Here is a 15457-nt window from a genome sequence, read left to right as displayed (position 1 = left end):
TATGAGTTCGCATCCGACCAATACTTTGACGACGGCGGCTTTGCAGCCATTGTTGCGTTTGTTGGAAAGCAAAGGTTTCTCCGGCATGGATTTGCTGTCACCAGGCCAGGAGGCCAGAACCGAGCATGTTTCCAGCCAGCGCATGTCCATCAGCCAGTTTGACCGGCTGCTGGAACAGGCCAGCAAACTGCTGAACGAACCTGCCATCGGCCTTGCCGCCGGACAGCACCTCGACCTGCCCAGTTTTTACCTGCTGGGATTCCTGTTGAGCAGCTGTCAGACCGGCCGCGAAGCCCTGACCATTCTGCGCCGCTATTATTCGCTGATCAGTGATACCCGCTCGCCCGATCTGTTTGTCGGCCATGAAAGCATTAAGGTGGTGTATTACGTTGCAGACGGCAGCGCCTTTGGCAGCCATGCCCGCAGTGAGTTTATTGCCACCAGCATTCATACAGCAGGCAAGGCGTTTGGCGGTAATTACTATCAGGTTCAGGGGGTTGGCTTTCGCTTTCCACCCCCTTCTTACCGCGACCGGCTTGAGCAGTTTTTCGGTATACCGATTCTCTACAATCAGCCGCATAACTGGATTTCGTTTTCCGGCAAACTGCTGGATAAACCGCTGGCTCAGGCCAATCCGGAACTGTTTAATGCGCTGCGCCGCCAGGCGGAACTGTCGACCACCCGCTTCAGCCAGCTGCAGGCCTTCAGCCGTAAGGTCATGCATATTCTGTATCAGTGGCCGGACTCCATCCCGATCACCAAAGAGGCAGTAGCCGACCTGCTGAGCACCAGCAGCCGTACCCTGACCCGCCGCCTGCAGGAAGAAAACTGCCAGTTCTCATCATTATTGCGCGACGTGCGTCTGGAAAAAGCCAAACAAGCGCTGGAGCGCGGTCACACCGATGTGCAGCAACTGGCCATCGAGCTGGGCTTTTCTGATCGCCGGGGCTTTGAGCGGGCCTTTAAACAGTGGACCGGTGAAACTCCGGCGGCCTACCGGCGCAATTGTCGTTCACGCAGCGAAGCGGTGACCGAAATGGCCGAAGCCGATTAACGGCTGAGCTACCCACAATAAAAAAGCGGCCATTGGCCGCTTTTTTATTGTTCTGTATTTCAGTCTTATTACCAGTCACCGGCAGACAGTGCCGCCCTGACGGTGCGCATTTTCTCAGACTCTTCCAGTGCGATCAGATTCTGGAACAGCTGACGCGAGTCTGCGGTAGTCGCTTCGCTCAGCATCTGCTGGTACAGGCCGATCATGTAGTCGTCGATCTTCAACGCCACCATGACCAGTTCATCAACCGAAATATCCGCATGAAATTCACTGCAGCCCTGCAAAGCATCACTGATCGAACCGGGTTCAAACTGATGCCATTCGGTCAGGACTTTCTGGCTTACATGCTCCTGCATACTGGCCATCGACTTTGCCAACGTATCTTCATGCGCCGCCAACAGCTGCAGCATCATATCGACCCGCTCACGCTGAGTCTGATCGCGCAGCTGTTGATACAGGTTGCGCGCATGCTCGTGCAGGCGACGGCTGTATTCGAGCACATCTTTGACCGTGGAATAACTCATATTTCTGCTCCCTGCTCAAAGCACCCGTGTGTTCCACAGGCCGGTAACCCGCAGATTCTACCCAAAGGTATGTGACTCAAGGCCACAAACACAGTGGATGCTTACAGCATAGCGTCCACGGTTGTATGCGCCATTGCGCAGGATCAAGCCGGGATGCCAGACGGCAGATTACTCGTCGCCGGAATCAGACTCGGCAAACTGATCAGCCAACTGCTGGCGGAAAGGACGTACGGCGGCTTTATCCTTCTCGCTGACATTCTCCACCGCACGCATCATCATCAGCGACGCACTCATCATTTGTTCCATCATCATTTTCTGTTCTGCCGGCATTCCTTCTGCCTGGCGGATCTGTTCCAGTTGCGCTTCCAGCTGCGACAGACTGACCTGCTCGTTTTCCATTTCCAGCGCCATATAGCCCATGGTCACACGACGGGAAACTTCGGCCCACTGCTCGATGCTGTTATAGCCACCCGCTTTTACCTGCTTGCTGAAATCGTCATGCAGACCAGCGGCCTTCAGCTGCTCTATTCCTTTGTTGAACATGGCATCAATACTGGTTTCACCGGCACTGAAATCTTCATCCGGCAACTGATCTTCATGCTGTGTCAGCCAATTTTCCAGTGCTGGCATGGCTTCCATCCAGTGTTTTACATCTTTTTCTGTCAGATCAGCGGCCATTGCCAGTGGTGCCAATAAGCTGAACAACAGCGTCATAACGATGCGCATGGGTATCTCCCTGAGAGTGTTTATTAAAGCGTTATTATTGATAAAGCGGTTACGTTAGTCGAGATTGACCGGCGCGGCAATAAATCTCAACCTCCACCGCCTCATCAAAATCACCAATGGCGGGAAGTGTCGAACTGACCATGGAATGCAGACAATCCAGCGCAACAAAATCCGGCGCAACAAAGCGGCTTTCGGCCAGAATCCAGTCGGGAATACTCAGCATCAGCGGCTTAAGATCGGCACTGGAGCTGATGTCATACAGCACATCACTGGCCAGCAGCAGGTCGACCTGTGGCCACTCCCCTTTTACCGGTAAAACCTCCACCCCGTTCAGGGCGGCATTTTCGGCTGCAGCCTGCAGAGCATTTGCGTCCAGATCGGCAACCCAGACTTCCGCAGCTCCGGCCTTAGCTGCAGCGATGCCAACCAGCGCTGAACCACAGCCAAAATCCAGCACTTTCTTGCCGGCAACCGCCTGAGGGTTAGCCACAATCCATTGCGCCAGAGCACGCCCGCCTGCCCAGGCAAACGCCCAATACGGCAGATGCTGCCAGAAGGCACCAATAGCCTGGCTGTCCAGCGTTAACTCGGAGTCAGGCAGGCTGAGCAGCCACAGTTGTAACTGTTCAGCGGCGAGATGCTCAGCCACGAGCTGCGCCTGCGGTAAAATCAGTGCCTGTTGTAAATGAGTAAGACGTGAACGATCTGAAGACATAAAAACGTAAAACCAACGATTATTAGGACCCGGCGTTTAAATCCGTGAAATTTAAAACCCGTAGATTTAAAACCAGTGACGTTTAAAATCCGTGACCTTTTCCAGGTATCGGCGCGACTCGGCTTTCGGATGCTTGTGTACTATCGTGCGGTACACCTCCTCTGCTGACATCGCATTAATCCGTTGTATGGCTTTTTTCCGGTCGGAATGAAACGCTTTAAGTAAATTACCTGCACCGCCGTTATACGCAGCAATGATGCAGTACTCGCGCTTTTGCCAGCCCTGAATATCCCGCAGATAGACATCCCGCAGAATCGATAAATACGCACTGCCGGCGTCGATATTATTGGCGGGATTCAGCAGATAATTACGCGTAGGCCGATCGCTGCGGCCATAAATACGCTCATACACATCCCGCCCCGCGGTATTCTGCATCACCTGCATCAGACCATAAGCTCCGGCATGAGAAACAGCAAACGGATTAAAACTGCTTTCGGTTTCAATCACCGCCAGAATTAACGCAGGCGACAGCTTATAACGCTTAGCGGCACGTTCAACCAATGGCCGGTAGCCTTCCGCACTGCGCTGTTTATGAGTACCAACCATCGTCACGTCAACCCAATAACGCGCACCTTTATGGCGTAATTTATGGTCAATCAGGTATTGCGCGAAACGTTCTGCGCGCCAGGGATACTCAATACTTTTGCCATCCTGATCCAGTATTTGCCCGGCCAGAAAGGGTTTACCGGTAATGCCCATATCGGCCGCGGTATACAGATCAACCGCCGATGGGTCGGCCGGTGTCAGCAATGTCGCGACCAACGCCTGACGAATCGCCTTTAACGGCGTTTGGCTGCGCTCACTTTCCACCCGGATGCGACCGGCGGCAAAGTCGATATGTACCCGGGTGTGATAATCGTCCAGATATTTGACCATGGCATGAGCCGATGCTTCTTCAAAATCCTGTCCCCAGACCTGATTGGCTTTTTCTGAAAAAAAAGCGTACTCAAGAATAACCGCCTGCACATCATCCGACAGGTCAGCAAAATTATCCGGCAAGCGGCCATCATCAGCGATCACCGATACGCTGTAACACAGCAGAAACAGCCTTAAGAAGTGCAGCAGAGAAGAAATACGGACGGGAAGAAAAGTCACAGAGTACACGGGCAACAAAGATTGCTGCCCAGTGTAATCGTCATAACGCTGAATGTCAGCGCACAGCCTCACGGCGGATGGCATTAGGGGAGAAGTCGTTAGCATCCAGCTCACGGCTGAAATTGATCGTGGCACCACGCTCGTTATCCAGACCTTCAGCGTAATAACGTCCGCTTTCGAGGTCGTAGGTAACTTCCAGCGTCGGATACACCAGCTGGATATCGTAGTAGTTGATGGTGTGAGCTTCTGTCACCTGCCACAGCTCGCCTTTTTCATCGTATTCTTCAGCGTAAATGATCGACCAGGAGTCTTCATCAACATAGTAACGACGGGTTGAATAACGATGACTGTAACCAAGGCGCAGCTTCGCTTCCACCACCCACACGCGATGCGCTTCGTAGCGCAGCAGAGACGGATTAATGTGGTGATCTTGCAGAATATTATCAATCTTCAGATTGCCCTGATGAACCTTGTAAGCATTGTATGGAATATAGATTTCACGCTTACCTTTCAGCTCCCAGTCATAGTAATCCGGTGCGCCGTTAAACATATCCACCTGATCAACGGTACGGATGGAGTTGGTGTTGGAATCCGCAGTGTCATAGGCCAGATCCGGAGTGCGGCGCAGACGGCGCTGGCCCGGTACATAAATCCAGGATTTACGCGGTGAACGCACCTGATCCAGCGTTTCATGCACCAGCGTAATCCCCCCCGCCATTTGTGCCGGCGCCAGCGTTTTACGCTTCAGAAAGAAAATCTTATTATCCAGGTCTGCCGGTTCCGCCCCCGGAATGCTGTACTGAATAAAGTATTCGTATTCACGCAACGCATCAATGCGCTGTCCACCCTGCGTCACCGACGAAGCAACTGCGGTATACGCCATGGAATGACCACGAAAACGCAGGGTGTGGTTCCACAGAACTTCCAGGCCATTCTGCGGCACCGGGAAAGGAGACGACATGGTTGCACCGGTAACACCGGCACCGTATTTCATCAGTTCAGCACGGCCGGCATTGGTCTTAATCGCTTTGTAGACATAATCCGGGTAAGACGCAGAGCGATGGGTTGGGTAAACCTCAAAGTACAAATCAGGGAAACGCTGTAATAAAGCAACCTGGCCATCCGTCAGGCGGGAGCGGTGTTCAGCCACATTGGCTGCGGTAATACGGAAGCGGGGCTTATCCGCCGCAAAAGGGTCAGGATGAAAAGCACCCGGCTGATGGCTTGTGTCCAGTGGCAGGCCACCTTTCCAGGCAGGTATGTCCTTGCCATTACCCAATTTATCAGCACCGACCGGCGTCAGATCTTTACCAAGACGGGCAATGTCTTCTGGTGCAACGGCAGCTGTGGCCGGAAAAACAAAGCACATCAACGTAGCAAACAAAAACCGTCGTTTCATCACATCACCATCGAGGCATATTCTGGGGGCGTGCAGGCTACTGACTGGTGATTCTATGATCAACTACATGTTACAAAATGACTACAAAACTCTGTCGGTCACCGCCAGACGTAAAACGCCCTCCGGTAACCAACAGTACAACGGAAAGTCAGACGAATGCTGGCGCCACCCCCATCCCCCAGAGGATCACGGTAACGGCCATACAGCCGACCAACGCACAGAGGCCAACGGTCAACATGGAACTGGCGAAAATGAAGCCGCGCTCTTCCGGGATATCCATAAAGATGGGAACCCCCGAATACAGCAGGTAGACGCTGTAGCAAACGGCTGCCAACACGACCATGACATCCAGCCAGAGAATGGGTAACAGTCCGATAAATCCGGCTAAGAACATCGGAGTGGACGTAAAGATGGTAAAAATCAGGCAGCGTTCATAACTGGCACTGACGCCGAAGGTCCGCTCCATCCAGAACATGGCATAAGCCACCATCGCGACCCCGAATAACAGGGCAAAGTAGAAGGCGACGGCCATAGGCAGGGCGCTTTCGGTACTGAGTTTCACCACATCACCACCGGCAATACTCCAGCCATATTGGGTTGTACCAATAAACAGTGAGACCGGCGGAATCAGTGCGAGAAAGATCAGGTTACGAACAAAAACTTCCAGAATGGAGCCTGCCCGTTCCCGGCGAATTTCATCCCACTCGCGGCGCGGATGATACAGCAGTCCGAACATGTGATTTGCAAACATAGTGCTCACCTCTCTGTGTGACTACGTTACAAGGATTATGCGTTCTTAGCAGACAAAGCAAGGCGGGGGCGTTTTATGCAATAAGCTTGTCTAAAAATTGTACTGCTCAGCACTTACAGCAATATCAGGCACCGGAATGGCTTATGCGGTCTTATCGCCGTGCGGCGATACGGGGAAAGGTCTGCAGCAGATTCTGCTCAAGACGAAGCGCCAGCTCAGTCAGACTGACGCGGTGCAGGCTCGCCAGCATCGCCGCTAACAACGGAATACTGGCCGGACTGTTATTAACACCGTTCCAGAAGGCTGGTTGCATATCCGGACTGTCGGTTTCCAGCAACCAGGAATCCAGAGGTAAGGCCGCTACGGTGCGCCGTAACTTGTGTGCTCGCGGATGGCTCATTGCCCCACCGATGCCCAGTCGGAACCCCAGCTTACGCCAGGCGTTACCCTGCTGTTCGCTGCCGCTGAACGCGTGCACCATGCCACCCGCGCGAAAACGCTGCTGACGCAGGAAAGAGGCCGCCTCATCATGGGCGCCACGGATGTGCAGAATCATGGGCAATTCGTATGTCTGCGCCAGCGCCACCTGCGCCCGGAACCAAAACCATTGTTGCTGCCGCTGCCCTGACGTTAGCGCCAGCATCCAATCGAGACCGGCTTCCCCCACCGCAATCACATCCGGTTGCTGCAGCGCCTGCTCCAGCCAGAGAAGATCGTCTTCTTTATGTCTGGATAAAAAATACGGATGCAGGCCAAGCGCGTAATAAAACGGCCGGTTTTGACAGAACGCGGCCAAATACTCTCCCTGCTGGCGATGCACACCGGGAATCAACAAACCGCTGACACCTGAGCGTTGTGCCAGCGCCCACTGCGGCTCACGCTCATGATCCAGCGCGGCAAAGTCAAAGTGGCAGTGGCTGTCGAACCAGTGCGGTGGAATGCTATTCATAGACTCAGTCATCGATTTGATTCATGGCAATGCCACATTAAAAGCAAAAATTTCATTCTACTGATGGAGAATGTACCGGTAGTCTGCTATCAATAATCGAGGTTTTGCTGCGGAACGGCCCATGGAACTGGCTTCACAAGAACTGCGTGAGCGCATTGTACGCCCCACCCTGCATTATCTCGGTAAGCATTGCCATGCTTCAGAGAATCTTCTGGTTGCGATTGCCCAATGGCAACAGCAACACCCACAGGGCCGAACCGAAGGCATCTACCCCATCGACGCTGGACTGCACCAGAAAGTCTGGAATCAGCACCTGGCGTTTCACCCGGATCTGGCCAGCAAAATCCGCGGTCTGGCCTCACAGCGCGAATTCCTGAATAACCCGCATATCGAACTCATCACCAACCTGGCCTACGCCACCGCCATTGCCTGGGCGGTGTATCTGGCGTTCCCACAGGTAAGACACACTAACGCAACGCCTTGCGCAGCGACCTCGTCCAAACCAAGCCCTTGCCCGCTGGCTCCGGCCCAGACGACGGCACGCCAACCCGAAATCAGCACAAATTAAGCTTGGGCTTCAGCGCCTTCCATAAAGCCTGATAATTACGTGCCAGTGGTACGGTTGGCTGCTGCTCGACAATCGGGCTGCGCAACTCCAGCATGCGCTCAGCACTGGCGGAGTAGGCAACAAAGGTGCGCAAAATTTCCGGAAAATGTTCCAGCCCGCTCTTTACCCAGCGCAAATGCGCGGGCTTACGCCGATCAATCATGGTGACAAAAGGCAGCCACTGGGATTTTTTCGCCCAATCAAACTGCGCCCGGATTTGTTCGTAAGCGCGGATCGATAACACAGAAGGCTCAACCGGAACCAGAATACGGTCCACTGCGCGCAATACGCCTTCCATTTGTGGCGTCATCATTGGCGGGCAATCAATAATAATCAGGCCATAATCTTCCGCCAGCCGATCAAGTACTTCGGCCATACGCTGGCGTGCTTCTTTTTTACCGCTCAGGCTTTGATGAAACTTACGCAATGAGCTGTCAGCCGACAGCACATCGAGGCGCGGAATGGTGCTCGGCTGAATATAGCGGTTGATGGGCTCATCACTGTTCCACAACTCATCCTGCTTATGACCTTTATCAATACCCAGAATCCAGCTGGCCGCGCCCTGGGGATCAAGGTCCCATAACAGTGTCGGGATTTTTTCCCGCGCAGCCAGTGCCGCCAGATTAACGGCGGTGGTGGTTTTACCGACCCCGCCTTTCAGCTGATAAACAGCCATTGCCCGCATACCTACTCCTTGTTAAACATTCCGGCCATTGTTAAAAACCCCGCCGCCCGCAGTGGTCAGTCAAAGCTGACGTTACAGCCGCCCAGCCCGCAATAACCATTGGGGTTCTTGGCCAGATATTGCTGGTGATAGCCTTCAGCCAGATAAAACGGCACGTTGACCATAATTTCGGTCGTGATGTCGCCCATACCCGCACGCTGCAGGCGCTGCTGATAATGCGCTTTAGTGCTCTCCGCGCGCGTGCGGTCAGCTTCTGACAGCAGATAAATCCCGGAGCGGTACTGGGTGCCGATATCATTCCCCTGACGCATGCCCTGAGTCGGATCGTGACTTTCCCAGAACACCGCCAGCAACTGCTCCAGCGGCAGCTGTTGTTCATCAAACCAAACCCGCACCAGTTCGTTATGGCCGGTCATGCCGCCGCATACTTCTTCATAGGTTGGATTCAGTGTATGTCCGGCACCATAACCGACAGCCGTCGAGTAAACTCCGGGCAACGACCAGAACTTGCGCTCAGCTCCCCAAAAGCAGCCCATGCCAAGCAGCACTTCACTTAACCCCGCCGGACGCTCTCCGCCAATACGGTTACCGTTCACATGGTGCTGCTGCGGCACCTGATACAACGATTCTGCTCTGCCCGGCAACGCCTGATCGGCGGTAGGGATAGACATCAGTTTTGGACGCCACATAATGCACCTCATTTCTCTGCGCTGATATGGCCTATTATGACCCGAAACGCATCCGATTATTCGCTCAAATTTCTGGGAACCGGCAGCGGTGGCCAACCCGACATGGGCTGCTCCGCCGCCGTGCTGGAATTGAACCAGCAACCCCTGCTGTTAATTGACTGCGGCTACGGTACGCTGAGTGCTTATCGTCGTCACTATAACCGTCTGCCGGACGCCATCTTTATTACCCACGGCCATCTTGATCATATCGCCGATCTGGAGATTCTGACCGTCCAGGCACGCCTGCAACAGCACCCTGCCATTCGCTTATATGTGCCGCTTAATCTGATTACCTTACTGCATCAACGACTGGCCACCTACCCCGGAGCCATGGCGGAAGGCGGGCACAACTTCTGGCAATCGTTTCAGCTGCTGCCGGTTACCGATACCTTTATTCATCAGGATCTGACCTTCCGGATGCACGCCACGCGCCATCACCAGCCCGGTTCCAGCCATGCCCTGCATTTGCCAGGCGTATTTTTTTACAGTGGTGACACCCGCCCGATACCGGAAATTCTCTGCCATGAGCTGAGCGGTCAGGAGAGGATATTCCACGACTGCGGCCTGGAGCCCAATCCTTCCCATACCGGTCTGGACGATCTGGCGCGCGAATATCCGCCCGCACTGCGCCAGCGCTTTGTGCTTTATCACTATGCCAATGAGCAGGCCGCCGCGGCGCTGGAGCAGGCCGGTTATCAGGTTGCACGTCCCGGCGACAGCATCAGCCTTGGCACGGAAAGCAACGCATGAACACCAGCTCACAGCCACACCACAAAGAGCAGGACGAGCAGCAGCTGAATCAGGCCATCAGCACCATGCTCGACGATGCTCGCGTCAGCGCACAGTCACTGCCACAGTGTCCGCAAATCAGCCTCTGGCTGGTTGAACCGGAGAGCATGCGCCGGGCGTTCAGTCAGGAAGAAATCCTGCGTATTCAGACCTACCCCGCTTACTGGGCCTTCTGCTGGGCCAGCGGTCAGGTGCTGGCGCGGGAGATTCTTGCCAACCCGCACTGGGTCGCCGGCAAAAAGGTGATGGACTTCGGTGCCGGTTCCGGTGTGGTCGCCATTGCCTGTGTGCTAGCCGGTGCGCGCGAAGTCATCGCCTGCGATATCGACCCCGATGCGCTGTTATCCTGCGCCGCCAATGCACGGCTGAATAACGTCGGTTACCGCCTGCATCCGGACTTATTCGCTTTTGATGAAGACCTCGACCTGCTGATTGCCGCTGACGTGCTGTACGACCGCGCCAACCTGCCATTACTGGAAGTGTTTCGCCAGAAGGCGCAGCAAGTGATCGTCGCCGACTCACGCGTTAAGGACTTTCATTTTCCGCCTTATCAGGCCACCGGGCGCAGTGAATCATTTACCGTGCCCGACCTCGACGAATTGGATGAATTCCGCTGGGTTAATCTGTACCGGGCATAAAAGGAAAAGGCCGCGTTTGCGGCCTTTTATCTACCTTGAATACACCGGATCAGGGAACCAGAGGAACGTCAATCAGGGTACGTTTACCTTGACCAGGTTTAACTTCCATCTTCTTCTGTACCGAGGCGGTATAGGTTTCGCTGGTGATGGTATCCACATAAACCCACTCACAGCTGGATTTTGCCGGGGTAAATTCCACCAGCATATAGCCGCGGTTGGCAGAATTCAGATACCCCAGATCATCCACCAATGTTGTTACTGCCTGCTCAAAACCAGCCTGCATTGCCGTATCCGTACCAAAACCAACATAGGTTTCAAAACCTGGCGAAGTGACCGAGGAAGTAGCAAACTCAACCCCAACGGAACCCGCAGCACGCTGCACCTCTCCGCTGTCATTCGCGGTATACAGATCACTGGCCCAGGCGTTGTGGGTATCCCCCGCCAGTACCACCAGGTTTTTATTAAAGTACTGGGCACGACGCAGAATTTCTTCACGGGCCGGGAAATAGCCATCCCAGGCATCCAGATTGTACGGAGCCATCTTCTCAACCCTTAAACGCTCCGCTGCAGTGACGGATGGATCGCCACCCAAAATACGTCCTTTGATGGTTGCCAGCTCTACCAGCAAGGCTGCTACCTGCGCTTGGGCTGCCGAGGCATCACCACCTGCTGAAATGGTTGCCTCAATCTGGCCAAGACCGACCAGCAATTCCTGTGGAATAAAAATACGTCCCATCAGCACCTGCTGACCCAGCACCTGCCAGGTGGCGTTATTATTAAACATTGAGCCAATGGCAAACTGCTGTTGTTCACTGCCCAGCAAACCGCGCCCCTGATCGGCCAACGCTGCTTGAAAGGCTACGGCATCAATAACGGGCTTACCATCCACAATCGTCGTGTAATCAGAGTAGGACAGCACTTTATCGCGGGCATACATACGCGTATCCAGCATGGTCAGGTTGACCAGATTGCCGAACTCAAAGGCACGCCAGATTTTGGCGGTATCGCTGCCGCTGCGGATCGGAAGCCACTCGTGGTAAGCCTGAATGGCGGCGGCACGGCGTTCTTCAAAAGAACCTTCATCTTCGTTGTGGTTCTCAGCGCCACCCTTCCAGGTATCGTTGGCCAGTTCATGGTCATCCCAGACACAGATAAACGGCTTTTTCTGATGTGCCAGCTGCAGCGCGGTATCGGTACGGTATTTGGCGTAACGGGCGCGGTAATGGGTCAGCGTTAATACTTCGACCAGCGGGTCCGGATCACGAACCAGAGAAGCCGCCGTTGGGTATTCATTGGCACCGTACTCATAGATGTAGTCACCCAGATGCACCACAACATCGGCATCGCTGTTAGCAATTTCGTTGTAGACGTTGAAGTAACCGGCGGGCAGGTTAGCGCAGGAGCACACCGCCAGTTTCACACTATCAACACTGCCGACTGGCAGAGTGCGGGTCTGGCCAACAGGCGTCACCGCGCCGTCTTTACCAGCGAACTGGTAGTAATAAACAGTATCAGCACTCAGGCCGGTAACATCGACTTTCACGGTAAAATCGCGCTTGCTGTCGGTGTAAACAGAACCACTGGCCACCACGTTGGTCATGGCTTCGTCGCTGGCCACGACCCAGCCCACCTGGGCGTCAGCGCTGGTATCGGATGGCGTTACGCGGGTCCAGATGATCACGGCATCGGCCAGCGGATCACCGGAGGCCACACCATGACCAAACACAAACACGGTCAGATCACGGTCGTTATCGTCATCATCACCAAAGCAGCCGGTTAAAGCGGCGGGTACAGAAACAGCACCGGCGCCAGCGGCAACGGACTTTAAAAAACTACGGCGGCTCAGATCAGCTCGGTTAGACATTCGGAGGAACCTTATATTGTCTGGTTTTATTGTGCGTATAGGACGACTTTTCCATGTCAGAAGTATTACAAGGGCCCGTTCTTTTCCAGCACAAAATAGGGTTTGGCTCAATAAAGCACCGCCCTGTCCGCTTAGGTGAGTGCATTTGGTACAAATGAACCACTTAAAGCGGAACGGTTTCACAATCCGATGTTCCTCCTGCTCCGCGGTAGCCCTGAAGGGCCCGATCCAGTAAACTCCTGCTCCTTTATTTTCAGCCATGGTCCAGTGCGGATGCTCGATAAAAACGCCCTCTCGCAATTACAGTCGTTGAAGCAGGAAATCCAGTTGAGCACGCCCCACTTTGAGGGCCGGGTACGCTCTACCGGTGGCCGCTTTGGTTTCGTCAATACCGACGATGGCCAACAGTTTTTTCTCGCCCCGGATGAAATGGATAAAGTCCTGCCCGGCGATCGAATTGAATTTCGGGTAGAACCTGCAGGTGAAGGCAAAGAGCAGGCAATCATTGAAAAACTGCTCAGCACCGAGCTGAACGAATTCTTCGGCAAGTACATTGTGCGGGGCAAAGGTCACTTCGTTGAAGCGGATCACCCCACCCTGAACCGCTGGATTTTTGTACCGCCAGCCAAGCGCCTGAAAGCCGCCGACGGCGATCTGGTCAAAGCCCATATCAGTCAGCATCCGTTTCCGAAAGCGAAAGCACAGGCCGATATCGATGCCATTATCGGTAAACCAACCGACGCTTATATCGAGCAAGCGTTCATCAAGGCCAAGTGGCAGTTACCCACGGAGTTTGACGATGCCGTCAGCGCTCAGGTCGCCGAGCTGACCGCTAAAGGGCTGGACGATGTTCTGAGCGAGCGCACAGACCTGACTCATCTGCCATTTGTTACTATCGACTCGGCAGGCACCCGCGATATTGATGATGCACTCTATGCCGAAGCCCGCAGCCAGGGTTGGTCATTGTGGATCGCCATTGCTGACCCGGCGGCGTTAATTCAGCCCGGCACAGCGCTGGATCATGCCGCCCTGCAACGCGCGACGTCGGTGTATTTCCCCGATCAGGTAGTGCCTATGCTGCCAGCGGAATTATCTGAACAGCTCTGTTCGCTGCAGGCTGACCAGCTGCGCCCGGCCATGACCGTCGAACTGCGTATCAGTGAAGCCGGTGAAATTGAACAGATTCATATTTATAACGCCATTATTCGTAGCCGCGCCAAACTCAGTTATAACCAGGTAGCACTACTGATTGATGGCGAAAGCAATGATATTCCGGCCGAACTGCATGGCCATCTGGTGCATCTTGATAACTGTGCCCGTACGCTGGCGGCTTACCGTAAGAACCATTGCCTGGTGATGGAAGACCGTCCGGACTTTAAACTCATCACCGATGAGCAAGGCAAAGTTAAAGACATCGTCCGCATTGAGCGCAATCAGGCACATCGTCTGGTGGAAGAATGCATGCTGGCCTGTAACCGCGCGGTGGCCGGTTGGCTGGCAGAAAAAGGCAGTGGCTTCTTTATTGAACATGCCGGTGTGCGCACCGAGCGTCAGGGGGAAGTGGCGGCGTTATTAAAAGAACATCTGCCGCTGGAGAAAAAACCCAGCCTCAACAGCCTGGAAGATTATGTCAGCCTGATGCAGCAGGCCGATGCCAGCAACAGCGATTTACCCCTGCGCATGATCATTACCCGTCAGCTTGAACGCAGCAATTTATCACTGCATGCCAAGCCACACATGGGCCTCGGCTTTGCGCACTACACCACCTTCACTTCGCCCCTGCGTAAGTACAATGACTTGCTGATTCACCGCATTGTAAAAGCCTTGCTGACAGACAGCAGCGTCCAACTGCCGGATGAAAGTATTCTGCTGCAGATTCAGAGCGCCCAAAGCAATGCCCGCATGGCCGCCAATCAGGCAGAAACCTGGCTGAAACTGCTGTGGCTTGCGCAGCAGGATAAAGAACAGCTGTATGACGCCAGCATTGTGCACATGAATTCGTCAGGCTTTACCGTGCGTCTGGATAACACCGGCATAGAAGGAACAATCGACCGCCGTAAAGCCGGTAACGGCTGGACCTTTGAAACCAAAACGCTGACTCATCGTAATGAAGAGCAACGCTTTATTCTGGGCCAGGCCGTACGGGTAAAGCTGACGGACGTACAACCTCAGGCACGCATAGCGCGTTTTGCTCTGGTGTAATCGCCGCTGCAACACGTGGTAATAAACAGCAGGCAATAAAAAAGGGAGCTCAGCTCCCTTTTTTATTGACCGCTAATCGCTATCCGGATTAATCGATTTTCCAGGTACGAACCACGGCAAAACCGTGCAGTTCGATCCATTCATCCAATTGACGTGGATTGCGTTTAATTTTTTCTACTTTTTCCTGAGTTGCCGGATTGCGGTAAGTACCTACCGGCAGCTTTGGTTTAGGCAGAGATGATTCTTTTTCTGCTTTAGCGGCTTTTGGTCCGCGTGGCGCTGTGCGGGCAAAATGCTTTTTCAGGTTGTTATAAATAGAAGAAGGATTGTCCTGCTTGGCCATGCCAATAATCCAGGCTTCAATCTGCTCTGAACGGGAAACGTACAACTCATCTTCGTTCAGACGATTCTGATTGCACAGACGCTTGATGGTAACGTCAAACTCTTTCAGGCCTTCCAGCTTATGTTCCTGATCTTTACGCAGTTGCTCCAGTTCATGAATTTTTTGCTGGTGCTGTTTAATCTGCTTATCAATATCGATGTCAAATACGCTCACTGCTTAACCTCTGTGTTTTAACGGCATAACGATAGACTGATATCCCGTTGAGATATCAATACTAAGAATAGGGTATTATCGCGGACTATTACGGCAATGGCCGCACAGTTCATAG

16 protein-coding genes are annotated in these 15457 nt (G+C 53.7%); 5 read left to right on the top strand and 11 right to left on the bottom strand.

What is annotated here, in order from left to right:
- The first annotated feature begins 1 nt into the window (after position 1).
- Positions 2 to 1054 (top strand): AraC family transcriptional regulator, encoded by a 1053-nt coding sequence (locus tag NYR02_RS05265; protein ID WP_260975347.1) that lies wholly within the window; start codon positions 2 to 4, stop codon positions 1052 to 1054.
- A 68-nt stretch (positions 1055 to 1122) separates the two neighbouring features.
- On the opposite strand, the gene NYR02_RS05260 is transcribed toward NYR02_RS05265, so the two are convergent.
- From NYR02_RS05260 to NYR02_RS05230, 7 genes are all read right to left on the bottom strand, one after another.
- Positions 1123 to 1578 (bottom strand): hypothetical protein, encoded by a 456-nt coding sequence (locus NYR02_RS05260; protein ID WP_260975346.1) that lies wholly within the window; start codon positions 1576 to 1578, stop codon positions 1123 to 1125.
- A 168-nt stretch (positions 1579 to 1746) separates the two neighbouring features.
- Positions 1747 to 2304 (bottom strand): hypothetical protein, encoded by a 558-nt coding sequence (locus tag NYR02_RS05255; protein ID WP_260975345.1) that lies wholly within the window; start codon positions 2302 to 2304, stop codon positions 1747 to 1749.
- A gap of 49 nt (positions 2305 to 2353) precedes the next feature.
- Positions 2354 to 2953 (bottom strand): class I SAM-dependent methyltransferase, encoded by a 600-nt coding sequence (locus NYR02_RS05250; RefSeq protein WP_260975344.1) that lies wholly within the window; start codon positions 2951 to 2953, stop codon positions 2354 to 2356.
- A 132-nt stretch (positions 2954 to 3085) separates the two neighbouring features.
- Positions 3086 to 4174 (bottom strand): murein transglycosylase domain-containing protein, encoded by a 1089-nt coding sequence (locus NYR02_RS05245; RefSeq protein ID WP_260975343.1) that lies wholly within the window; start codon positions 4172 to 4174, stop codon positions 3086 to 3088.
- 55 nt (positions 4175 to 4229) lie between these two features.
- Positions 4230 to 5573 (bottom strand): DUF1329 domain-containing protein, encoded by a 1344-nt coding sequence (locus tag NYR02_RS05240; protein ID WP_260975342.1) that lies wholly within the window; start codon positions 5571 to 5573, stop codon positions 4230 to 4232.
- A 148-nt stretch (positions 5574 to 5721) separates the two neighbouring features.
- Entirely contained in the window at positions 5722 to 6324 is a 603-nt protein-coding gene (locus NYR02_RS05235) for a Yip1 family protein (RefSeq protein ID WP_260975341.1), read from the bottom strand.
- 151 nt (positions 6325 to 6475) lie between these two features.
- Entirely contained in the window at positions 6476 to 7273 is a 798-nt protein-coding gene (locus NYR02_RS05230) for a TatD family hydrolase (RefSeq protein ID WP_260975340.1), read from the bottom strand.
- Positions 7274 to 7394: 121 nt separating this feature from the next.
- Between NYR02_RS05230 and NYR02_RS05225 the strand changes: the two genes are divergently transcribed.
- A complete protein-coding gene (locus NYR02_RS05225) occupies positions 7395 to 7841 on the top strand; it encodes a hypothetical protein (protein WP_260975339.1) in 447 nt (148 codons plus the stop codon).
- Here the strand turns inward: NYR02_RS05225 and NYR02_RS05220 are convergent.
- Positions 7828 to 8565: a ParA family protein gene (locus NYR02_RS05220; protein WP_260975338.1), complete on the bottom strand. Its 738-nt coding sequence runs from the start codon at positions 8563 to 8565 to the stop codon at positions 7828 to 7830. The two genes, NYR02_RS05225 and NYR02_RS05220, sit on opposite strands and share 14 nt — an antisense overlap.
- A gap of 56 nt (positions 8566 to 8621) precedes the next feature.
- Positions 8622 to 9254, bottom strand: a complete 633-nt coding sequence (msrA, locus tag NYR02_RS05215; RefSeq protein WP_260975337.1) for a peptide-methionine (S)-S-oxide reductase MsrA — start codon at positions 9252 to 9254, stop codon at positions 8622 to 8624.
- Between the two features lie 36 nt (positions 9255 to 9290).
- Between msrA and NYR02_RS05210 the strand changes: the two genes are divergently transcribed.
- Together NYR02_RS05210 and NYR02_RS05205 are read left to right on the top strand one after the other, a co-directional pair.
- A complete protein-coding gene (locus NYR02_RS05210) occupies positions 9291 to 10043 on the top strand; it encodes an MBL fold metallo-hydrolase (RefSeq protein WP_260975336.1) in 753 nt (250 codons plus the stop codon).
- A complete protein-coding gene (locus NYR02_RS05205; protein ID WP_260975335.1) occupies positions 10040 to 10720 on the top strand; it encodes a class I SAM-dependent methyltransferase in 681 nt (226 codons plus the stop codon). Before NYR02_RS05210 ends, NYR02_RS05205 begins: the two co-directional genes overlap by 4 nt.
- 49 nt (positions 10721 to 10769) lie before the next feature.
- On the opposite strand, the gene NYR02_RS05200 is transcribed toward NYR02_RS05205, so the two are convergent.
- Positions 10770 to 12584 (bottom strand): alkaline phosphatase D family protein, encoded by a 1815-nt coding sequence (locus tag NYR02_RS05200; RefSeq protein WP_260975334.1) that lies wholly within the window; start codon positions 12582 to 12584, stop codon positions 10770 to 10772.
- A gap of 189 nt (positions 12585 to 12773) precedes the next feature.
- Between NYR02_RS05200 and NYR02_RS05195 the strand changes: the two genes are divergently transcribed.
- Positions 12774 to 14786, top strand: coding sequence for a VacB/RNase II family 3'-5' exoribonuclease (locus NYR02_RS05195; RefSeq protein ID WP_338055922.1), 2013 nt, complete (start codon positions 12774 to 12776; stop codon positions 14784 to 14786).
- Positions 14787 to 14874: 88 nt separating this feature from the next.
- On the opposite strand, the gene NYR02_RS05190 is transcribed toward NYR02_RS05195, so the two are convergent.
- A complete protein-coding gene (locus NYR02_RS05190; protein WP_260975332.1) occupies positions 14875 to 15342 on the bottom strand; it encodes a hypothetical protein in 468 nt (155 codons plus the stop codon).
- Positions 15343 to 15457: the final 115 nt, after the last annotated feature.

The organism is Thalassolituus pacificus, from assembly GCF_025318105.1.
Classification (GTDB): domain Bacteria; phylum Pseudomonadota; class Gammaproteobacteria; order Pseudomonadales; family Oceanobacteraceae; genus Venatoribacter; species Venatoribacter pacificus.
The sequence above is the reverse complement of the archived record's forward strand: the minus strand, read 5'-3'. Positions and strand labels throughout refer to the sequence as shown.